18 protein-coding genes are annotated in these 21,119 nt (G+C 68.0%); 7 read left to right on the top strand and 11 right to left on the bottom strand.

Annotated elements, in window-relative coordinates; genetic code table 11:
- Positions 1 to 74: 74 nt before the first annotated feature.
- Positions 75 to 635, bottom strand: a complete 561-nt coding sequence (locus tag O1Q96_RS04555) for a hypothetical protein (protein ID WP_269246972.1) — start codon at positions 633 to 635, stop codon at positions 75 to 77.
- A 378-nt stretch (positions 636 to 1,013) separates the two neighbouring features.
- Between O1Q96_RS04555 and O1Q96_RS04550 the strand changes: the two genes are divergently transcribed.
- The 5 genes from O1Q96_RS04550 (at position 1,014) to O1Q96_RS04530 (ending at position 4,404) form a co-directional block, all read left to right on the top strand.
- Complete coding sequence (locus tag O1Q96_RS04550) at positions 1,014 to 1,316, top strand: WXG100 family type VII secretion target (protein WP_269246971.1); 303 nt, start codon at positions 1,014 to 1,016, stop codon at positions 1,314 to 1,316.
- 150 nt (positions 1,317 to 1,466) lie between these two features.
- Positions 1,467 to 2,750 (top strand): hypothetical protein, encoded by a 1,284-nt coding sequence (locus tag O1Q96_RS04545; protein ID WP_269246970.1) that lies wholly within the window; start codon positions 1,467 to 1,469, stop codon positions 2,748 to 2,750.
- 34 nt (positions 2,751 to 2,784) lie between these two features.
- Complete coding sequence (locus O1Q96_RS04540) at positions 2,785 to 3,177, top strand: hypothetical protein (protein WP_269246969.1); 393 nt, start codon at positions 2,785 to 2,787, stop codon at positions 3,175 to 3,177.
- Positions 3,170 to 3,808, top strand: coding sequence for a hypothetical protein (locus O1Q96_RS04535; protein WP_269246968.1), 639 nt, complete (start codon positions 3,170 to 3,172; stop codon positions 3,806 to 3,808). Before O1Q96_RS04540 ends, O1Q96_RS04535 begins: the two co-directional genes overlap by 8 nt.
- Positions 3,805 to 4,404 carry a hypothetical protein gene (locus O1Q96_RS04530; RefSeq protein WP_269246967.1) on the top strand — a complete coding sequence of 200 codons (600 nt, stop codon included), beginning with the start codon at positions 3,805 to 3,807 and terminating at the stop codon, positions 4,402 to 4,404. Before O1Q96_RS04535 ends, O1Q96_RS04530 begins: the two co-directional genes overlap by 4 nt.
- A 164-nt stretch (positions 4,405 to 4,568) precedes the next feature.
- On the opposite strand, the gene O1Q96_RS04525 is transcribed toward O1Q96_RS04530, so the two are convergent.
- From O1Q96_RS04525 to O1Q96_RS04500, 6 genes are all read right to left on the bottom strand, one after another.
- Positions 4,569 to 5,084 (bottom strand): hypothetical protein, encoded by a 516-nt coding sequence (locus O1Q96_RS04525; protein ID WP_269246966.1) that lies wholly within the window; start codon positions 5,082 to 5,084, stop codon positions 4,569 to 4,571.
- A 103-nt stretch (positions 5,085 to 5,187) separates the two neighbouring features.
- The gene (locus O1Q96_RS04520; RefSeq protein ID WP_269246965.1) at positions 5,188 to 5,787 is read right to left on the bottom strand and encodes a hypothetical protein; all 600 of its coding nucleotides are present in this window, start codon (positions 5,785 to 5,787) and stop codon (positions 5,188 to 5,190) included.
- On the bottom strand, positions 5,780 to 6,406 hold the full coding sequence (locus O1Q96_RS04515; RefSeq protein ID WP_269246964.1) for a hypothetical protein: 627 nt from the start codon (positions 6,404 to 6,406) through the stop codon (positions 5,780 to 5,782). Before O1Q96_RS04515 ends, O1Q96_RS04520 begins: the two co-directional genes overlap by 8 nt.
- Positions 6,407 to 6,413: 7 nt before the next feature.
- Positions 6,414 to 7,748: a hypothetical protein gene (locus O1Q96_RS04510; RefSeq protein ID WP_269246963.1), complete on the bottom strand. Its 1,335-nt coding sequence runs from the start codon at positions 7,746 to 7,748 to the stop codon at positions 6,414 to 6,416.
- Positions 7,749 to 7,784: 36 nt separating this feature from the next.
- The gene (locus O1Q96_RS04505) at positions 7,785 to 8,183 is read right to left on the bottom strand and encodes a hypothetical protein (RefSeq protein WP_269246962.1); all 399 of its coding nucleotides are present in this window, start codon (positions 8,181 to 8,183) and stop codon (positions 7,785 to 7,787) included.
- 73 nt (positions 8,184 to 8,256) lie between these two features.
- Complete coding sequence (locus O1Q96_RS04500; protein WP_217455672.1) at positions 8,257 to 8,562, bottom strand: WXG100 family type VII secretion target; 306 nt, start codon at positions 8,560 to 8,562, stop codon at positions 8,257 to 8,259.
- A gap of 380 nt (positions 8,563 to 8,942) precedes the next feature.
- Here O1Q96_RS04500 and O1Q96_RS04495 point away from each other — a divergent pair, with 380 nt between their 5' ends.
- A complete protein-coding gene (locus O1Q96_RS04495) occupies positions 8,943 to 13,538 on the top strand; it encodes an FtsK/SpoIIIE domain-containing protein (protein ID WP_269246961.1) in 4,596 nt (1,531 codons plus the stop codon).
- A 98-nt stretch (positions 13,539 to 13,636) separates the two neighbouring features.
- On the opposite strand, the gene O1Q96_RS04490 is transcribed toward O1Q96_RS04495, so the two are convergent.
- Together O1Q96_RS04490 and O1Q96_RS04485 are read right to left on the bottom strand one after the other, a co-directional pair.
- Positions 13,637 to 15,601 carry a serine/threonine-protein kinase gene (locus tag O1Q96_RS04490; RefSeq protein WP_269246960.1) on the bottom strand — a complete coding sequence of 655 codons (1,965 nt, stop codon included), beginning with the start codon at positions 15,599 to 15,601 and terminating at the stop codon, positions 13,637 to 13,639.
- 349 nt (positions 15,602 to 15,950) lie between these two features.
- The gene (locus O1Q96_RS04485; protein ID WP_269246959.1) at positions 15,951 to 16,823 is read right to left on the bottom strand and encodes a menaquinone biosynthetic enzyme MqnA/MqnD family protein; all 873 of its coding nucleotides are present in this window, start codon (positions 16,821 to 16,823) and stop codon (positions 15,951 to 15,953) included.
- 357 nt (positions 16,824 to 17,180) lie between these two features.
- Here O1Q96_RS04485 and O1Q96_RS04480 point away from each other — a divergent pair, with 357 nt between their 5' ends.
- The gene (locus O1Q96_RS04480; protein WP_033319512.1) at positions 17,181 to 17,384 is read left to right on the top strand and encodes a cold-shock protein; all 204 of its coding nucleotides are present in this window, start codon (positions 17,181 to 17,183) and stop codon (positions 17,382 to 17,384) included.
- A gap of 172 nt (positions 17,385 to 17,556) precedes the next feature.
- Here the strand turns inward: O1Q96_RS04480 and O1Q96_RS04475 are convergent, their stop codons facing one another.
- Both O1Q96_RS04475 and O1Q96_RS04470 read right to left on the bottom strand, forming a co-directional pair.
- Positions 17,557 to 19,473: an AMP-dependent synthetase/ligase gene (locus O1Q96_RS04475; protein WP_269246958.1), complete on the bottom strand. Its 1,917-nt coding sequence runs from the start codon at positions 19,471 to 19,473 to the stop codon at positions 17,557 to 17,559.
- A gap of 205 nt (positions 19,474 to 19,678) precedes the next feature.
- Positions 19,679 to 21,004: an acetyl-CoA C-acetyltransferase gene (locus O1Q96_RS04470; RefSeq protein ID WP_269246957.1), complete on the bottom strand. Its 1,326-nt coding sequence runs from the start codon at positions 21,002 to 21,004 to the stop codon at positions 19,679 to 19,681.
- Positions 21,005 to 21,119 lie beyond the last annotated feature (115 nt).

The following is a 21,119-nucleotide window of genomic DNA, read 5'->3' as shown; positions in this document are numbered from 1 at the left end:
ACCCTGCCATTGCTTCTAACGCAGAGATACCTCACGAGGGTTCACTGTCAGCGCCGCTCTCTGCCCGATGCCGCTCATCCCCGCGCCGCCGCCCGGCTCTTTCCCTTGCCCTTCTTGCGGAGCTTCCGCAGCCGCTCCCGTTCACGTGCGTTCCGCTTCTCGGCTCGCGTGTTCGTCACTCGACGGACAGCCCACCCCACCAGGCCGACTGTCAGGAGATACGCGACGAGGGCGCTGCCGGAGCCCGGAATGTACGCACAGTGTGCTTCGGACGAAGAGCAGTACCTCCCGGGTAGGGAGCCCAGCAGATACATCAGTACGCCGAACGCCGGGCCCCAGCAGGCCACCACGCCCACGGTCCGCGCCGCACGACGCAGCCGGGTCGTCCTCGTGGTCCGCTCCCAGAACCACAGCCCGCCGAAACCCCCGAGGACGGTGACCATCCCGAAGGCGACGCCGAGCCCCCACGAACCACCTGGCCAATCGAGTACGACCGGTGCCGTCTCCCGCACGAACCACTTGCCGGCTCCGAGGATCCACAGCCCAACGGCGGCCATCCCCAGGAAAAGAAGCACTCCGGCCGCGAGGCCGAACCCCTCGCGCATCCGAAACCTGCCGGCAGTCTGTCCGGTCAATGGTGCCTCCCCCTGCTTCTGCGGACGCCGCGCGCACGATCGCTCACCAGGTGACAGTAACGACTATGAGGTTGCTCATAGCCCGTGGACGGACAGGGCATTTGTTTATTCGGCGAGCCTTCGACCACCAAACCCGCACACGCTCTTCACCCGGGCAGTTGGAAAGCCATTCATCGGTGAGGTCATCGCGTTCGGCACCGGGGCCGCACTGGCGAGATCCCGTACTCCACGGATACCGTCGTGACCCGTTGCTGCCACACCGGCCGCGACCTCGGCCCGGTCGGCTACGGCACCCGGCAGTGGGAGAGGGAGAGCAAGCCCCTTGCTCCCGTCAGCCGTTGAGACCGAACCGACTCACGTCACGGGGATAGGTTGCCCATGGGAAAAGATGCGGACCTCAGGGTCAATATCGAGCTTCTCTCGGAGTCCGAGTCCCGGCTGAAGAACCTCAAGAAGGAATTCAACAACCTCGGGAACCGAGCCGACGACATGCGCTCCCACTGGGGCAGTGGTGAGATAGCCGACTCCATGGATACATTCGTGGACAACTGGGACGACTATCGGGCGAAAATGATCAACAGCATCGACACGGTGGGCAAACTGGTCAAATCAACCATCGAAGGATTCGGCGGACTGGACGGGGATTTGGCCAAAGGCCTGCAAGAGGGCAAGAAGAAGTAAACTTTCGCCCATCGTGCGCCCGGGGCCCGGCACCGGCGCAGTCAGCCGCGAACCGGAGTCGGCGAGTTCAGCAACGGGGAGACGCAACCAGTGGCCGCACCATCCAAAGCCAGGCCGCGCGACTGGCATCCGCTCACAGATTCCGATCCGGTGCCCGGGGATGCCGAAGAGATCCGCGCCGAAGTCAAGCACATGAAGGGTGTCGCGGAGTCACTCCGTGAACAGTCCCGAATGCTGCGCGGAATCGGCGACGACGACGAGCTCAAGGGCAAGTACGCCGGAAAGCTGAAGGACGAGTCCGAGGTCCTGGAGAAGCATCTGCGCGAGGTCGCCGGGCGCTACGAGCGCGTACACGGGCATCTGAGCAACTGGGCCAATGACCTGGAGCACTACCAGGGCGAAGCCGATGCCCTTCTGCGCAAGGCCAAGGAGAAGCAGGACGAGGTCGACGCGGAGAAGGCCAAAAAGGAATCCGGGGACGACAAGGCGGCCAGCCCTTCCGACGGAGATCCGATACAGGAATTCCGTGACCAGCTCGACCGCGTCACGGGAGACCGCGACGAACGAGCCCGGCACTACGCAAAGAAGATCAGCGACCAACTCGACGACGTCATCGAGGACAGCTGGTGGGACAACGTCAAGGGCTGGGTCCACGAGAACGCGGACTGGATCAAGGTCGTCATTGACGTCCTGGGGTGGATCGCGACCATCGTGGGCGTTATCGCCATGTTCATCCCCGGCCTCAACATCGCGGTCTTCCTGGTGGTCGCCGGGCTTCTCGTCCTGGGTACGAGAATGCTCCTCGTGGCTTCTGGCGACGCCAGCTGGATGGACGTCGCCATGGACTCCATCGGCCTGGTAACCATGGGTATGGGGCGGCTCGGTGTGGCCCTGCTGAAGGGTGCCAACACCTCCACCAAGGCCGCTGCTGCTCTGTCCCGTGTCGGCAAGCTCAAGGACGGCATTCGTGCCCACTCGCGCGTCATGGACGACCTGGGCCGACTCGCGGCCACGACCTCGGACGACGCGACCAAGGTCTTCGCCAAAGAGATGCGGCTCTTCATCCGCAAGAAGATCCTGGACGACGCGGGCCGGGTGTCCATGGACTCCCCTGAACTCAGCAAGCTCGCAAAGGCCGCCCACCTGGGCGACGACGAGGCCGCCGGTCTGTACGCCAACATCGCAAAGAACGGGGAGGCGTTCCCCGAGGCGGTCTCGACCGTCGCGCGGGTCGGTTCGAACGCCGGGTACGGCCTGTCCCTTGCCGGCGCGTATGTCGGAACCACCGCCGACGTCATCGACAAGAGCCTCGGGCAGAGTGACGCGATCGCTGCCGCGCACGACGCGTGGGGCACCGCGGACAAGCCGTTCAGTGAGACGTACAACGACTGGAAGGCGAACACATGGCTGCCGCCCGTCGACACGCACTGGTAGACCGACAGGACGCCCGGACGAAGGTCGAGAACTGATGCCTCCCAACCAACCACCTGCCGCTTCCGCGGTGGTGACCCGCCTCGGCGGCGGAGTCGTGGCAGCGGCGCGGCTGTGCGTCATCGTTCCTGCCGTGTTCATCGTCGTGTACTTCCTGCTGGCCGCCGTGAGCCCACGTTCGTTCGTCCCTGTCTGGGTCTGGACGGAGCGGGCGGTGGTCTCCGCGGGCATCCTCGGGGTCCTCTGGATCTTCACGCGCCACCCCTGGCACAGTCGGCGACCGGAAGGCCTCACCCACGCCCTCCTCGTCTCCTGCACGCTCTTGCTGCCGGCACTGGTGACAGGGTTCTGGCCGGGCGTCATCGGTGCGTTCGTCACCCCACTGCTGGTGGCCGGTTCCGCCGTCGTGGAGAAGTTCCGACATGTCTGAGGTCTCCGACGACGTACGCACGTCCACGATGCCGCTCGGCTACCGTCTGGTCCCGCCGCCGGGCTGGGACATGATCCCGCTGCGGGACGGCGCGGACGAAGCCGTGAAGCGCATAGTCGACCGCGGAGTGGCGCAACTGTCCGACGACATCCCCAAGGACGACGTCATCAAGGCGCGTCTGGAGCTGATCAAGCGCCTCAACAAGGCGGTTCAGCAGGCGCGCAAGGCGGACGGACTCACGCTCTACCTTCCGGTGGAACGGATCCACGGCACTCTCGTCGCCGCCTCCATCGTTGTCTCGGAAGCGCTCACCGGTCCCGGAGTCGCAGTCGGAAGCGGCGAGGTCGTGGCTCAGCTGCTTGCGGACGGAGCGAGCAGTGAGCCGGTCACGATCGACGGGGCCCACGGCGTCCGGGTGGACAAGACCGTCGCCGCCGACGCGGAACGGGAGGTGGAGTACGCCTCACGCCGCATCGACTACGTGCTTCCGGTCCCGGGATCCGCCGTCGCCCAGTGGGTGACGATCTGCTTCAGCACCATTGCCGACGGGGACCCCCACAGCGAGTTCGCCGAAGTCCTCGTCGAACTCTTCGATGCCGTGATGACCACGTTCCGCTGGAGCTATTCGTGATCTTCCTTGAGACCGATTCGGATCCCACCGAGTGGCTACTCATGCCACTGAGGTGGGACAGCACCGACGAACGTCAGGACTGGGCGCAGAAGAACGCGGAGATGCTCTGGCGGCTGCGCGAGAAGCGGCCCAAGCGGCGTGAGATCCGCGCGCTGGCGAAGCGGCTGGACATGCTGGCGGAAGGAATTCCCGGCCGGGTCCCCGCGCACCAGGTCTTCCTCTACGCCCCTGACCCGCGCCGCATTCCGCTGGCCTTCTTCGCCCTGTCGGTGCCGGCTGAGGGTGATCGCACGACGCAACTCCGCGAGGCGGTGCAGGCCGACCGGGACAGCCCGGTGCGGCCGACCGAGGTGGACACGTTCACCACCGAGCGGCTGGGCGAGGGGCTCCGCTCCCTGCGGTACTGGGGTTCTCGCGAGGGCGCGCTGATGATGTCGCTCAACTTCGCATGGCGGTCGGAGGAGTTCGGGGTCGACCTGTCGGTACGTACGGTGGCCGACGATCCCGGTTGGCTGGCGGCCCACCTCGACGAGGCGGATGTCTTCGCCCGCAGCCTGTGGCTGACGAAGACCCCGGAAGGCTCACCGCCCGCCTGACAGCACGGTGCGGTGGCGGCCGCGATGGACGACGACGTCGGCTACAGCCCGGTCAACCCCCGGCCTTCGGCATCGGACGCCTCTGCTCCGCCGGCACCAAGCTCGCCGCCACGGCCGGCCTCAGCCGAGTGTGGGCCGCGGTGCCTCAGTGGCGTCGTCGCGTTCTACTCCGTACGGGAGTTGAGCATCCCGTCGGAGTCACTGCGCGTCTGGACGCGTTGGGCGCCGAAGGACCGCAGGGCCCCGCGTCCGAACCGTTCCCAGGGAAGCAGCGCCACAGGAGCCCAGCTGAAGCCGACGGCAAAGAAGCTCAACAGGGTGGTCAGCCATTCGGGAAGGATCCAGCCGAGCTGGGCGGCGAGCAGTGAGACAACGACCAGGTAGACGCTGAACACGACGATGCCGAGGGCCTTGAACAGGGCTTCGCCCGGTCCGAGCCTGGACTTCTCCTCGGTCCCCCGGACCGCCGCGAAGAGGATCAGTGGCAGCATCAGACCCAGCAGGCCGCCCATGCCGATACCGCCGATGCCCACCGCATTCCGTCCGTCGTCGGGGACCGCTGACGACAAGAACGAGTCGTCGGCCAAGCCGATGGTCAGGGCGACGCCCGCACAGGCACCGAGCGTCATGGTCGCCAGGACGAGCAGCAGCCCCGCACCGAACGCGATGTTTCCTGCCATCGACCGCCGCGGACTCCGCGGCCGGGGTTCCCCGGCCGCTGATCCAACAGACATGGGCTCTCCCATTCCGCGCCGGCCACACGCTCGGCACACTGATCGACGATCACTTCCAATGCAATGTGCCGGCAACAGCGTCGAACAGCTCCACCATCTGGTCCGCCAGCGGATCCACCGGGGTGGAAAAGCTCAGCATGAGCCATTTATCGGCCGCCGGGACAGGAACGTAGTAAGTAAGCGTCGTGGTGGGAAGGGTGTTACCCATCTGAGCCGCAGGATCTGGATCTTCCCGGTATCTCTCCCGGGCCGCCTCTCCTGCCACCGGGAGGTTTACCAGTGATACATCCTTCTTCGGTGCCGCAATGCGAGCTGCCAGCTGATGCACTGTGGCGCCGCGAGGCCAAGAATCAGGCGGCGAAATCGACACGAGAAGCGATGAAGCCAGAGGCACATCTCCCACCGTCAGGGTCGACATGTAAAGTTCGATACCCCCATGCCGGAATGCCATCTTCGCCTGCTTTTGCAGATCACGCATCATTCGCTCCCTGACGTGTGGAGCGTTGTCCACACCACGGAATTGCTGCTCAGCAAGAGCGATGATTCCTCGATCCCAAAGACCGGGCTCCAGTCGGATTTGAAACCAACCGTCCGGGACGATCAATCCATAATCCTTGGGGGGCGATTCCCATTCGTTCACGTCAGGCATGGGAATCTGCCTCGCCAGACTGGTCGACCGACTCAACACTCAGCGAACCGATCATATCGTCCACCATTTGCGTCAACTCGTCAGAATACTGGAAAGCATTCCACTGAACTGTCACCAGCACCACGTCGTCATTGTTCGCGGGGCACACCGCGTACCTGATGAACTCGGCCAGGCGTCCACGCCCGAAGAGCTTCTTCTCCTTAATGGCTGCCTGCACTCGGACGGCACGGCCCGCTGACAGATCCAGGTATCTCACCTCCGGCGTGCCAACCACCTCCATGTTCTCCCATTCGAGAATCATGGGCTGAACGTCTTCGGGCGTAGGCCGGATCCCTTCATCGCCAAATACGGCGAGCTCCAGGGTTGCAATATTGATTCCCGAGTCCGAAAAGTAGGACCCCGCTACGACTGCTCCACTCTCGTACGCCTTCAGCGCCATGCGGGTCAGGGTGTCGACAAGCGATGCCCTCTCAACAGCCAGACGCAGCGGGTTGAACTGGGCAACTCGTGCCGCGGCCAATTCCCTCGCCGCACCCTTCGACCCCTCGGCCAGCGTCAGGTCCACCCACCCCGGACCAAGGTCGAGCGAGTATCTGTACGTAACGTCACCGCTGGTCATGTATCTCTCAGTCCGGTAGCAGGGGGTTGATCACCGGGTCCGCCGCAAGGCCACCCACGGTGATCAAGGATCCCGTCAAGGAGATGACATTCGCCTTACCGGAGATCCTATTGATGGCAGAAATCTCTGGAAGCCCTTTAGATGCAATCTTTGCCGAATTAATCTCGGCCGCAACTCCGGAATCCAGAAACGTGAAGGATTTGAACCCTCCTTGCGCCCCAAAAGTCTGCCTCATGTCTCTCCACGATTGAGGCCTTCCCATAGTTTTTAGGTTACTCCACGAACTCTTGATTCCGGACGGCGATAGAAGGTGGTCCTTGAAAGGCTCACCAAATGCCCTGAGCTTCTCTCTACCCGTGAGTTTGGACTGCTGAGCAGCAAGCCTGTTCAGTTTCTGCCTGTCCCGCTTGGCAATAGTGCCCGCAGCACGGGCTCCTGGCCTCCCGGCGGCTCTCTGAAGTCGGGGCAGCGTCCGGGCCAGAAATTTTCCGGCGTATTTACTGAAAGCCTTTCCTACACCAGCAGCAAGAAATCCCAGAGCGGCAACGCCGAGATCCATCCAATCGGCATCACCCCTGGCGAATTGAATCACTGTGCAGACGAGACCGATGAGACTCGCCGTCATGGCGATCGTCCCCAGCAACCCGGCTAGAGCCTGACCAATTACCGGAATCCACCCCACGAGCATTGCCGCGATTCCGCAAACTGTGGCAATTTTCGCTGTCCAGTTGTTCACATCGTCGAGAAACTTATCCCAAAAGCCATCTTTCAGCGAATCATGAGAAATTATGTCATCAATGGCCTCACGGGCCTTCTTGGCTGCCTCATCCCTAATGCGCTTGGCTGCCTCGATCTTCTCTCTGGCTGCTTCGATGTCACCGGACGCCGCATCCATTTTCCCTTCTAGTCTCTCCCTCTCCTCCTTGCCGTCTTTTCCTGAGAGACTGTCGAGGCTCTTCCGCGTCGAACTCTTCCTTTCGTCCGCCTCTCGCGCTTCCTTCAGGGCCGAATCCGCAATGTTCTGCGCACGATGGAGGTCGGATGCATAGTTCGTCGACGGTGCGTGCAGCTGATCCTGATAGCTGCCGCTCACCTCATGGATATCCGAACCGATAGCGTCGGCCGCCGCGTCATATCTCTTGTACGCGGCCTCAAGTTTTCCTTGACTTCCCTCGGCCTTCTTTCGAAATTCCTTCCCGGCATCGGAGTCCCAGGAATCGACTTTCGAGATCGCTTTGAGATTTCTGATCTGCCGACCCAGCTCGTCCGCTGTCTTCCGCAGCTTCCTGCCAAGCGCCACGAGCTGATCCGGGTCCCCGGGGACAGGGTCGACATCAGCCAAAGGATGCCAGTCACGCGGTCGGCTACTCATTCCTCGCTACCCCCGGTTGCCCTTCTTTGGTGCCTGCGCGCCACGAATCGCGTCCGCCAACTGCTGATCGATGTCTTCGTACGCTCCAGCTGCAGCCTTAGCAATCTTGGAAAGTGCATCGATTTCTTCTGTCAGCTCTTTTCGACTGAGCTTCCAGTTGTCCACGAAATCTTCGAATTTGTCCTTGAGGTCGCTGTTTCCGAAGTCTTCGTCGTACTTGCCTTTGAGGTCTTCAAGGCCGTCGAAAGACTTCTTGATGTTGCCGAGTCCTCTGCCCATTCCGCGAATTACCTCAAGATCTTCAATCCGCGTATATTCGCCCACAGCCACCCCGCCACATGTTTCTACCGTCGTAGAAATCAGCCCAACGTGAACTGGTGCGGCAGAGCTGATTCCACGCTCCACCGCACCAGTTCATATCGTCACTAGACAGCCCCAGCCATCCCACAGCGGCTGAACCCGCCCCCAAGGTCGGACCTCAGCCCTTGACACCCTTGGCCAGTTCGTCGTCCAGGTCCTGGTACGCCTTCGCGGCGCTCGTGAGGAACTTGGACATGCCCGTCAGGCCGTCGATCGTGTCCTTCGCGCCCTTCTTGAACTCCGTGAAGGAGTCCTCGAAGGCCTGCGAGCCCTTGCGGGTGGTGTAGCCGTCCTTGACGAGGCCCTGGATGTAGCGCTCAAGGGAGTCGAGCTTCTCGTCGATCTTGTCCTTGGCGTCGGTCAGCTTGGTAGCCGCCTTGTGCATCTCGTCATATGTGATATCTGCGTCTTTGCCGCCGGCCATGTGGCGTCCTCCGTCACAACTCGACTTGCCGCAGGGCCAACCCCCGTGGCTCCCGTTGCGGATGATGCGATCGTCCGCTGAGCATGCAGCTTACGCAGAGCGCTTGCAGCCGCACACCCCGGATCCGGCAAGAGCCTTCAGGGAACCAGCACATACGCCGTTGCCTGTGGGAAGGGTGGAGCGGATATCGTCACGGGGCGGTCCTGGGCAGGAATCGGGACGGGCAGCAGACGGTACAGCCAGGCTCACCGAACAGTTCCGCCCAGCCTGCAGACAGCTCAGTCCAGCCAGTAAACAGTCCAGTAGACAGTTCAGTTCAGTGGTCACTGGGCGTGTGGTCCGTCGAGGGCCGTCGCCCAGGGGATTCGGGGAGGACGATCGTGCGCCTGACTCTGACCGTCGTCGATCCACTCGGCGGCGCCGGTGCCGACGTGGTGCTCGACGCGGATCCTGAGTCCTCCATGGGGGACATAGCGAAGGAGCTGGCCGCACACGTCGGTCACGGCGGTGGGGCGCAGATCATCCCCATCGGCCAGCACGGGCAGCAGGCGGCGAGCGGCGGTGCGCCGATCGCGTACGTCGACGGGCATCCCCTCGACCCGGCCGCCACCGTGGGGACCTCGCCGCTGCGTGAGGGCGCCGTCGTCAGTCTGTACGACCCGGCCGGCTGTCTGCCCGGCGAGCCGACCGGGCTCGTCGAGCTGCGGGTGGCGAGCGGGCCCGCCGCGGGCTCCGTGCACCGGCTCGGCATCGGGCGCTACGACATCGGCAGCGGCCCCGCCTCCTACATCCGCGTCGAGGACCCCGAGCTCGCGGCGCGCGCGCTGACGTTGTCAGTTGCAACGGACGGAACATGCCAGGTCGCCCTGCACGGGGACGACAAGGACAAGGAGGCCGTCACGCTCGACGGCGAGCCGGTCGAGGGGAAGGAGTGGCCGCTCGGCGCCCAGATCGCCGTCGGCAACACCCTTTTCGAACTCGACCGCTACTCCCCGCCGAACGCCGCGCTGAAGTGGTCCGACGACGGGACCGGCCTCGACTACAACCGGCCGCCCCGGCTCCAGCCCCCGGAGCGCCAGACCCGGTTCAAGCTGCCGGCCAAGCCGCGTGACTTCGAGGCCCGGCCGCTGCCCTGGCTGATGGCGCTGACCCCGCTGGTCGGTGCCGTCGTGGCCGTGATGATCTTCGGGCGCTGGTACTACCTGATCATGGCGTTGCTGAGCCCGATCATCCTGTTCGGCAACTACTTCATGGACAAGAAGCACGGGCGCAAGTCCCATGCGAAGCAGGTCAAGGAGTACAAGGAGCACAAGGAGCGGATCGAGAAGGACGCGCAGGACGCCCTTGTCGACGAGCGCCTCGACCGTCGCCAGGCCGTGCCCGACCCGGCCACTGTGCTGTCGATGAGCACCGGCCCCCGCACGCGGCTGTGGGAGCGCCGCCGCACCGACCCCGACCACCTGGTCATCAGGGTCGGCACGGGGCAGCTGCCCTCCGAGGTGGTGCTCGACGATCCCGAGCAGGACGACCACAAGCGCGAGGTCACCTGGAAGATCGAGGACGCCCCCGTCGCCGTACCGCTGTGCGAGCGCGGGGTCGTCGGCATCGCGGGGCCCGGTGACTCGGCGCAGGCGATCGGGCGTTGGGTCGTCGCGCAGAGCGCCGTGCTGCACAGCCCGCTGGACGTGCAGTTCTACGTCCTCACCGAGAACAGCGCCCAGCTCACCTGGGACTGGGTCCGCTGGCTGCCGCACTCGCGGCCCTCCGGCGCCCAGGACACCAACGTCCTGATCGGTACGGACGCCGAGACCGTGGGTGCCCGTATCGGCGAGCTGACCCAGCTCCTCGACGCCCGCCAGAAGGCGGCCAGGGAGAACGGCCGCCAGACCAGCTTCACCGATCCGGACATCGTGGTCGTCTGGGACGGTTCACGGCGGCTGCGCTCCATGCCCGGCGTCGTGCGGCTGCTGCGGGAGGGCCCCGCCGTCAGCATGTACGCGATCTGCCTCGACGCGGAGGAGCGGTTCCTGCCCGGCGAGTGCCAGGCCATCGTCATCGCCGAGCCGAAGCCGCAGGAGCGCCCGGAGCGCGGGGCCCCCACGGCGGACACGGGCACCCCGGCCGGTCGCGGCTACCAGGCGGGCGCCAACGGCTTCCCCTCCTTCCAGGCCTGGCACACCACCACCGCGGACGACCAGCAGGAGGGTGAGCGGAAGCCGCTCGAACTGCGCCTGCGCGTCGAGCAGACGGGCACGGCCCGGGTCAGGAACGTACGGCCGGACTTCGTGTCGGCGGCCTGGTGCGCGCGTCTCTCCCGCGCCCTGTCCCCGATCCGGGACATCAGCGGCGAGACGGAGGACTCGGCGCTGCCCGGCTCCAGCCGGCTGCTCGACGTGCTCCAGCTGGAGCCGCCGACGAGTGACGCGATCTCCGCGCGGTGGCGCATGGGCGGGCAGTCGACGATGGCCGTCGTCGGTGAGTCGTACGACGGGCCCTTCGGCATCGACATCCGGCGGGACGGGCCGCACGGTCTGATCGCCGGTACGACCGGTTCCGGCAAGTCGGAGCTGCTGCAGACCATCGTGGCGGCGCTGGCCGTGGCCAACACGCCGGAGAACATGACGTTCGTGCTGGTCGACTACAAGGGTGGCGCCGCCTTCAAGGACTGCGTCAACCTGCCGCACACCGTCGGCATGGTGACCGACCTCGACGCCCACCTCGTCGAGCGGGCCCTGGAGTCCCTCGGCGCCGAGCTGCACCGGCGCGAGCACATCCTGGCCGCCGCCGACGCCAAGGACATCGAGGACTACCAGGATCTCGTGCGGCGCGAACCGTCGCACCGGCCGTTGCCCCGACTCCTCATCGTCATCGACGAGTTCGCCTCGATGGTGCGTGACCTGCCCGACTTCGTGACGGGCCTCGTCAACATCGCCCAGCGGGGCCGTTCGCTCGGCATCCACCTGCTCCTCGCCACGCAGCGGCCGAGCGGTGTCGTGTCGCCCGAGATCCGCGCCAACACCAACCTCCGTATCGCCCTGCGCGTGACGGACGGCGGCGAGTCGAGCGACGTCATCGACTCGCCGGAGGCCGGGCACATCTCCAAGAACACGCCCGGCCGCGCGTACGTACGCCTCGGCCACGCCTCGCTCGTGCCCTTCCAGTCGGGGCGTGTGGGCGGCCGGCGGCCCGGCGCCGCCGACCCGCAACTCCTCGCGCCCTGGGCGGGACCGCTCGGCTGGGCGGACCTGGGACGGGCCGCGCTGGTCAAGCCCAAGGTCGAGGCGCGGGAAGAAGAGGAGATCACCGACCTCAAGGTGCTCGTCGACGCCGTCCGGGACGCCAACACCTCGCTCGGCATCCCCTCGCAGCACAGCCCGTGGCTGCCCGCGCTCTCCGAGACCCTGCTGCTCGACGAGGTCGAGGTACCGGCCGTCGCCGCCCTGGCGCCCGGCAAGCTGCCCCCGGCCCCGTTCGGCGTCGAGGACCTGCCCGCCGACCAGGCCCGCCGCCCGGTCGTCGTCGACTTCTCCTCCTTCGGGCACCTCATCGTGGGCGGTGCGCCCCGCAGTGGCCGTTCGCAGATCCTGCGGACCCTCGCCGGGTCGATCGCCCGCACGCACTCCTCCAAGGACGTGCACCTGTACGGCATCGACTGCGGCAACGGCGCGCTCAACGCGCTGACCCGGCTGCCGCACTGCGGAGCCGTCGTCGCCCGTAACCAGACGGAACGGGCCGTACGGCTGGTCACCCGCCTCAAGGCCGAGTTGACACGGCGTCAGGACCTGTTGTCCGACAAGGGCTTCGCCGACATCGGTGAGCAGCGCGCGTCCGTCGCCGAGGAGGAGCGGCTGCCGCACGTCGTCGTGCTGCTCGACCGGTGGGAGGGCTGGCTGCCGACGCTCGGCGAGTACAACCACGGTGAACTGACGGACGAGTTGCAGACGATGATGCGTGAGGGCGCGAGCGTCGGCATCCACCTCGTGGTCACCGGTGACCGGCAGGTGCTGCTCGGCCGGATGGCCTCGCTCACCGAGGAGAAGTACGGTCTGCGGCTCGCCGACCGTTCCGACTTCTCGATGCTCGGCATCAACGCGCGCAAGGTGCCGGAGGAGATCCCGCCCGGCCGCGGCTTCAAGAACGAGTCGGCGATCGAGACGCAGTTCGCGCTGCTCTCCGACGACACGACCGGTCAGGGGCAGGCCGCCGCGCTCGCCACGATCGGTGAGGCCGCCGCGGCCCGTGACGCCGAAGTCCCGCGTGCGCGGCGGCCGTTCCGGGTGGACTCGCTGCCCTCCCGGATCGGTTTCACGGAGGCGTGGGAGATGCGCGACCCGGCGGTCGCGCAGTCCAGGCTGTGGGGTCTGGCGGGGATCGGCGGCGACGACATCATGGCGTTCGGCCCGGACCTGTCGCAGGGCGTGCCGACGTTCGTTGTCGCCGGACCGGCGAAGTCCGGCCGCAGCACGGCACTGCTGAACCTGGCACGTTCGTACCTTCTCCAGGGTGTGCGTCTCGTCATCGCGGCCCCCCGCCCGTCGCCGCTGCGTGAACTCGACGGCCAGGACGGCGTGTTGAAGGTGTTCACCGAGGACGACATCGAGAGCGACGACTTCAACGAGGCCATCGAGTCGGCGAGCCCCGAGGAACCCGTCGTGGTCATCGTCGACGACGGCGAGGTCCTGGAGGACGCGGACTGCGAGCGTGAGCTGAAGCGGCTCGTGCAGCGCGGCGCCGACCGTGGTCTCGCGCTGGTCATCGGCGGCGACGAGGAGGAGGTCTGCGGCGGCTTCTCCGGCTGGCAGGTCGAGGCCAAGAAGGGCCGCCGCGGCATCCTGCTGTCCCCGCAGGACTCCGGCGCCGGTGAACTGATCGGTATCCGTACGACCCGCAGCATGGTCGGCGGACCGGTCACGCCCGGCAAGGGCATGCTGCACCTGGGGAACGGCGAGACGATCACGGTCACCGTGCCGCTGTAGGGCCGCCCACCCAGGTACGGGCCGGGCGGGCGGGGCGGGGCGTCGTACGCGATGCCCCGCCCGGCTCGGCCCGGCCCCGCTCGTCCCCGCCCGGCCCGCTAACCGACCTTCGACATGCGGGCCACCGGGTCGCCCGCCTCCGCGTTGTCCGTCTCGTAGCGCAGGTCGTCACCGGCCGGGATCAGCCGGACCTCGTGCCGGCCCGTCGTGCACTGGGACGTGGTGGACGGCTTGGACACGCTCGTGGCGACCAGTTGTCGCTCGGTGACCTTCTTGAGGACGAGGTCGGTGTCGCAGGTGCCGCCGATGAGGTCGGTCTGCCGGAAGGTGCCGACGCGGTCGCCCTCCCCCGCCTGACGGACCGTGACGCGGAAGGTGCCCATCGGGAGACTGCCGTCGAGGGCGAAGGCGTTGCCCTCCCAGGTGCCGAGGTAGGACTTGGGCACGGCGGGGAGCCCGCTGGTCTCGGCGGAGAGGCTGGCTGAGGGACGGGCGGTGGCCGCGGGCGGCGAGTCGGCGGCTCCCGAGTCGCTGCTGTCGTTCGAGTCGGCGGTGCCCGGCAGCAGGTCGAACGCGAAGACCGAGCCGAACGTCACCGCCGCCAGGGCGCCGGCCACCGCGAGGGCCACCGTGCAACTCAGCTTGCGGCCACGGCCGTTGGCGGTCGGCGCCGAGGTCGCGGCCACGCTGACGGACAGCTTGCCCGCGCCCACGCCGGCTCCAACGGTCGGGCCGGCACCGGCTCCGTCCCCGTCACGTGGTTCCGGGAGGTGCGCAGGGGCGCCGGGCGGGGATTCGTGGGGCCTGTGGGGCCCCTGGGGTCCACTGTTCGCATAGGGCGAGTAGGACGCGTACGACGGATCCGGTGGGCCGAAGACACCGGCCACGGGAGAGGACCCGCCTCCGGCCCCGGCTCCGGCCCCGCTGTCCGTCCCGGCTCCGCCTCCGGTCCCGCCGACGGCTTCCCCCGCCTCGGGAGCCCCACCGGGCACCGGCCCGGGTGCTGTCCCGAAGGTCTGCGCGGGCGCCGCCCCGGAGGCCGACGCGGGCTCTGTCCCCGGGGTCGGCGCAGGGATGGGCGCGGGGGCCGGCGCGGGCCGGTCCGGTGTCGTCCCCTCCCCCACCGACGGGCTGCTGAAGCCCACGACCCCTGACGGCGCCGTCTCCGTCGCCTCCAGGTTCAGCAGCCGTACCGCGCTGCGGCTGACCTGTTCCACCAGCGGCCCCGGCAGCCATCCCGCCGCCACCAGCCGTGCCGCGCCCTCCGGGGCGAGAGCGGTGGCGAGAGCCCCCGGGGTCGGGCGGGCGGACGGGTCCTTGGCGAGGCACCCGGCCACCGCCTCCCGCAACTCACCGGACAGCGCGCCCAGTTCGGGCTCCTCGTGGACCACCTTGTAGAGGAGCGCGGCCGAGGAGTCGCCGGGGAACGGCGACGAGCCGGTCGCCGCGTACGCCAGGACCGCCCCCAGCGAGAAGACGTCGGCCGCGCCCGTGACCCCCTTGCCGAGGATCTGCTCGGGCGACATGTAGCCGGGCGAGCCGATGGAGACGCCCGTCGAGGTGAGGGAGGCCGTGCCGTCCGTCGCGCGGGCGATGCCGAAGTCGATGAGGAGGGGTCCGTCGAGGGTCAGCAGGACGTTGGACGGCTTGACGTCGCGGTGGACCAGGCCCAGGCCGTGCACGGCCGACAGCGCCTCGGCGAGTCCGGCGCCGAGGACCCGTACGGAGTGGTCCGCGAGGGCGCCGGAGTCGGCGACGGCGGCGGTCAGTGTGGGGCCGGCGGCGTAACCGGTCGCCACCCACGGGACGGAGGCGTCCGGGTCGGCGTCGAGGACCGGCGCGGTGTACGCGGCGCCCACCCGCCGGGCCGCCTCCACCTCGCGGCGGAACCGGGCGCGGAACTCCTCGTCGAGCGCGAAGTGCGGGTGCACGATCTTTACGGCGACCGTACGGCCGCCCGCGCTGCGGCCCAGATAGACGCGGCCCATTCCGCCGGAGCCGAGCCGGCCGAGCAGCCGGTAGGGCCCCACGACGGTGGGTTCATCGACTTCGAGCGGCCGCATGGCAACCGCACCTCCCCCGTATACCCGTACCCGTCGTCCCCCGTACGTGTTGCTCTCCCAGCAGAGTAGTGCCGTGCCTCCCCGCCGGACTCTCGGCGTTCACCACTCGCTGTCCGAGCGCGCTGTCCGGGCACGCTGTCCGGGCACCCGGTCCGCCGTTTTGGAGGCTGTATCGGCTCTCCCTGTTACCGGGGGAAATGCCGGGCCCCTCAGGAAGCGCCAGGAGCCGGGAATTCGCCCCGCCGAATTACCCGTACCCTCCCCGCCCTCCGTACGTTCCCTTTCCTCCCGCGAAATTCCGGTTCGTCCCGCAGGATTCCGGTTGCTCCCCGGGTATCCGGCTCTTGCCTCAGGGCTCCAGCAGTTCGACCTTCACGTCCGGCGCGAACCCTGTCGTGGTCCCCACCTTCCGCGCGAACTCGGTGACCGCTTCCAGCTGGGGCCCGCCGAAGCGGAAGTCGAGCGTCGTGAAGTAGCGCTCCAGGACGCTCTCGTCGAAGGCCTCCCAGCGGGCCGCCTGCTCGGCGACCTTGCCGACCTCCTCCAGGGACAGGTCACGGGAGGCGAGGAAGGCCTCGTGGACCCTGCGGGTGAGGACCGGCTCGCGTTCCAGGTAGTCGCGGCGGGCGGCCCAGACCGCGAAGACGAAGGGCAGGCCCGTCCACTCCTTCCACAGGGTGCCCAGGTCGTGCACGGCGAGGCCGTAGCGCGGGCCGTCGAGCAGGTTGGCCCGCAGGGCGGCGTCGCCGATCAGGACCGCCGCGTCGGCCTCCCGCATCATCAGACCGAGGTCGGGCGGGCAGGTGTAGTACGAGGGCTGGACGCCGAAGCGCTCCGCGAGGAGCAGCTGCGCGAGGCGGACGGAGGTGCGCGAGGTCGAGCCGAGGGCGACGCGGGCGCCGTCCAGCTGGTCCAGCGGGACCTGGGAGACGAGCACGCAGGACATCACCGGGCCGTCGCAGCCGACCGCGATGTCGGGGAAGGCGACCAGCTCGTCGGCGTGCTTGAGGAACTCGACGAGGGTGATGGGCCCGATGTCGAGATCACCCCGCACGAGCTGCTCGCTGAGCTTCTCCGGGGTGTCCTTGGTGAGCTCGAAGTCGAGGAGCGTGCCCGTTCTCGCGAGCCCCCAGTAGAGGGGCAGGCAGTTCAGGAACTGGATGTGGCCGACGCGCGGCCGGGAGCGGCGGGCGTCGGGACGCCCCTCGGGAGAATTGTCCACATCGCGAGGCTAGCCCCCATGAGGTACGGTGCATGCCCCGGGTCCCGGAGCCGGGCTTTAAACGCCTTCACCCTGCGGTGTCAACCCTCTGTGACACCGCGTGATACCGCTACGTCAACCCCTCCGGCGGCCCCGCCAAACTTCCGGGTGACGTGATCTTGCCCTCTATTGCTTTCGGCTGCCCTCGTGGGTACGCTCATCCGCAAGTTGCAGTTTGGTTTCCCTTGCAGTACAGAGCCTGCGGAGCATGTGACCGCGGGCTCTCGTCGTTTTCAGATGAATGCAGTTGTTGACAAGCTTTTGTTTACACCTTGCAGGTTCTGGAGCAGGGCAACCCTTTGGGCCCAAGGAGGGCTTATGGCTACCGGAACCGTGAAGTGGTTCAACGCTGAAAAGGGCTTTGGTTTCATCGCCCAGGAAGGCGGCGGCCCGGACGTCTTCGTCCACTACTCCGCGATCAACGCGAGCGGATTCCGCTCTCTCGAAGAGAACCAGGCGGTTACCTTCGACGTGACCCAGGGTCCGAAGGGCCCGCAGGCGGAGAACGTCACCCCCGTCTGATCCTTCGGCCGAGTCTTGGCTCCCTGAGCCCAATACTCTGATCCGGAACCTAGAGCAGTACCCAAGGAGCCCCGACGCCGTCAGGTGGAGGGGCTCCTGCCTTTCCCGGACCCGGACCCCGAGCCGGGCCTGCCCGGCTCGGGCCACCCCCGGGCCGGGCAGACCCGCGGTTCTAGTCCCCGCCGAGCTCCCCCTCGTACATCTCCTCGATCTCCCGGGTGAACTCCCGGGTCACGACGGCTCTGCGGAGCTTCATCGTCGGGGTCAGGTGGCCGGCCGTCTCCGTGAAGTTGAGGGGCAGGACGGTGAAGCGGCGGATGGACTCGGCGCGGGAGACCAGGCGGTTGGCGTCGTCGACCGCGCGCTGGAGGACGGCGAGGAGTTCGGGGTCGGTGGCCAGCGTGGCGACCGGGACCTCGGTCTTGCCCGCCATGCGGCACCAGTGGGCCATGCCCTCGGCGTCGAGGGTGACCAGCGCGGTGACGTACGGGCGGTTGTCACCGACGACGACGCACTGGTTGATGAGGGGATGGGCGCGGAGCCAGTCCTCCAGGGGTGCGGGGGCGATGTTCTTGCCGCTGGTGGTGATGAGGATGTCCTTCTTGCGGCCGGTGATCGTGAGGTAGCCGTCGTCGTCCAGCTCTCCGATGTCGCCGGTGGCGAACCAGCCCTCCTGGTCGGCCGGGACCACCCCGCCCGCCTGCGGGTCCCAGTAGCCGCGGAACACCTGGTCGCCGCTGAGCAGGATCTCGCCGTCCTGGGCGATGCGGACGCGGGTGCCGGGCAGCGGCCAGCCGACCGTGCCGAGGCGGGGCCGGTGCGGGTAGGTGAGGGTCGCCGCGGCGGTGGACTCGGTGAGGCCGTAACCCTCGAAGACCTGGATGCCGGCGCCGGCGTAGAAGGAGGCGAGGCGGCGGCCGAGCGGGGAGCCGCCGCAGACCACCTGGCGGACCTTGCCGCCGAGGGCCGCGCGGATACGGCGGTAGACGAGCGGGTCGTAGAAGGTGCGGGCCGCTCTGAGTTTCGCGCTCGGGCCGGAGCCCGTGCCGTGCTGCTGGGCCTCCAGCGCCTCCCCGTACCCACGGGCCACCCGGGCGGCACGGTCGAAGGAAGAGGCGCGGCCCATCTTCTCCGCGGTGGCGCGGCCGGTGTTGTAGACCTTCTCCAGCACGTACGGGATGGCCAGGAGGAAGGTCGGGCTGAAGCCCGCGAGGTCGGCGAGCAGTTCCTCCGTACGGATGCTCGGCGCGTGGCCCATGCGGACACGGGCGCGCATACAGGCGACGGCGACCATCCGGCCGAAGACGTGGGAGAGGGGGAGGTAGAGGAGCGTGGACGCCGGGTCCTTGAAGGTGGACTTGAAGACGGGGTGGAGCAGTTCGACGGCGTTGTCGACCTCGGCGAAGAAGTTGCCGTGGGTCAGCGCGCAGCCCTTGGGGCGGCCCGTGGTGCCGGAGGTGTACATGATCGTCGCGAGCGAGTCGGGGCCGAGGACGCCACGGCGTACGGCGACCTCCTGGTCCGGGACGTCGCGGCCCAGCTCGGCGAGGCGGTCCGTGTGCCCCTTCTCGAAGACCCACATGTGCCGGACGTCGGGCAGCCGGTCCCGCTCCGGGCCGAGTGCGGCGGCCTGCCCCACGTGCTCGACGGCGATCGCCACCGCGCCGGAGTCCTGGAGGATCCAGCGCGTCTGGAAGACGGACGAGGTCGGGTAGACGGGGACGGTGACGAGGCCCGCGGCCCAGGCGGCGAAGTCGAGAAGCGTCCACTCGTAGGTCGTGCGCGCCATGATCGCGAGCCGGTCGCCCGGCATCAGGCCCTCCGCGATCAGGCCCTTGGCGACCGCCAGTACCTGGTCGGCGAACTCGGCCGCCGTGACGTCCGTCCAGGTGCCGTCGGCGCCCTTGCGGCTGAGTACCGGGTCGTCGGGCACCTGGTCGGCGTTGTCGAAGGGGATGTCCGCGAGCGAGCCGTGCGTCACGGGCAGGATCAGCGGGGGGACCGAGACCTCCCGTACGACCCCGTCCAGCCGCCGCACCTCGGGCTCGGGGAGGGCAGGCTGGTGGTGGGAAGAGGGATCGCGGGACACGGGCGGCTCCTTACTCTCGCGCTCTCCCCATTACGGACCCGCGAAGTGGCAGGTTCACCTGGAAAGTGGGGGGCTTGTGTGCGGAAGAGTGAGAGGTTGGTGCGTGTTCGGACGGCTGTTCATCTTTTGCCCAACATACGGGCACATCAGGGGCGTTGTTCACGGCCTCTTCGAGGGCGCCTCACGGGCTGTAGCGCGGGCTGCCTCACGGGCGTTCGAGGATCGCCGTGACGCCCTGGCCGCCGGCCGCGCAGATCGAGATCAGTCCGCGGCCCGGGCGGTCCCGCTCGGCGAGCAGTTTCGCCAGGGTCGCCACGATCCTCGCCCCGGTCGCCGCGAAGGGATGACCGGTGGCCAGTGACGAGCCCGCCACGTTCAGCCGGGCCCGGTCCACCTGGCCCAGCCCTCGCTTCTCCCAGGCCGCCAGCGTGGCCAGTACCTGGGACGCGAACGCCTCGTGCACCTCGACGAAGTCGAAGTCGCCGAGGCCCAGCCCGGCCCGCTCCAGCATGCGCGGGACCGCGTGGGCCGGCGCCATCAGCAGACCGTCCTCACCGTCCGCTCCCTCACCGGCCGCTCCTCCTCCGGCCGCGGTCGCCGTCACGAAGTCCACGGCGGCCGTCTCGTACGCCGTGAGGTAGGCGAGCGGAGTCAGCCCGCGCCCCGACGCCCACTCCTCGCTCGCGAGCAGCACGACGGCCGCGCCGTCGGTCAGGGGTGTCGAATTACCGGCGGTCATCGTCGGGTTGGGGTGCTTCACGCCGAACACGGGCTTCAGGGAGGCCAGTTTGCCGACGGTGGAGCCGGGGCGGAGGTTCTGGTCCCGGTCCAGCCCGCGGAAGGGCACCACCAGGTCCTCGAAGAAGCCGCGTTCGTAGGCGGCGGCCAGCCGCTGGTGGCTCGCGGCGGCCAGTTCGTCCTGCGCCTCGCGGCTGACGGCCCACGCGCGGGCGGTGACCGCGGCGTGCTCGCCCATGGACAGGCCGGTACGCGGTTCGGCGTTGCGCGGGATCTCCGGGACGAGGTGGCCGGGGCGGATCCGCGCGAGCGCCTTCAGCCGGGCGCCCGCCGACCCTGCGCGCCGGACCTCCAGCAGGATGCGCCGCAGCTCGTCGTTGACGCCGAGCGGGGCATCGCTGGCCGTGTCCGCGCCGCCCGCGACGGCCGAGTCGGTCTGCCCGAGGGTGATCTTGTTGGCCGCCGCGATCACGGCCTGCAGGCCGGTGCCACAGGCCTGCTGGATGTCGTACGCGGGGGTGCGGGCGTCGAGCAGGGAGCCGAGCACCGTCTCGCGCGCGAGGTTGAAGTCGCGGCTGTGCTTGAGGACCGCTCCGGTGACCAACTCCCCGACCGCGCCGGGCTCTTCGAGCCGGAAGCGGTCCACGAGGCCGTCGATCGCCGCGGTCAGCATCTGCTGGTTCGAGGCGGTGGCGTACGGGCCGTCGGATCGGGCGAAGGGGACGCGAGTGCCGCCGATGACCGCGACGCGGCGCGGCCGCGGCATGCGCAGGGGTTCCAGGGGGCTGCTCATCTCGACCTGCTCCTCACCCGTGACGTAGGCTTACCTCGGGTAACCTTACTCCAGAGTAAGCATGGAGCGGGTACCGAGCGAGCGTGCGACCGAGCACATCCGACCGAGCTGGGAG

The organism is Streptomyces aurantiacus (assembly GCF_027107535.1).
In the GTDB taxonomy this organism is placed as follows: domain Bacteria; phylum Actinomycetota; class Actinomycetes; order Streptomycetales; family Streptomycetaceae; genus Streptomyces.
The sequence above is the reverse complement of the archived record's forward strand: the minus strand, read 5'-3'. Positions and strand labels throughout refer to the sequence as shown.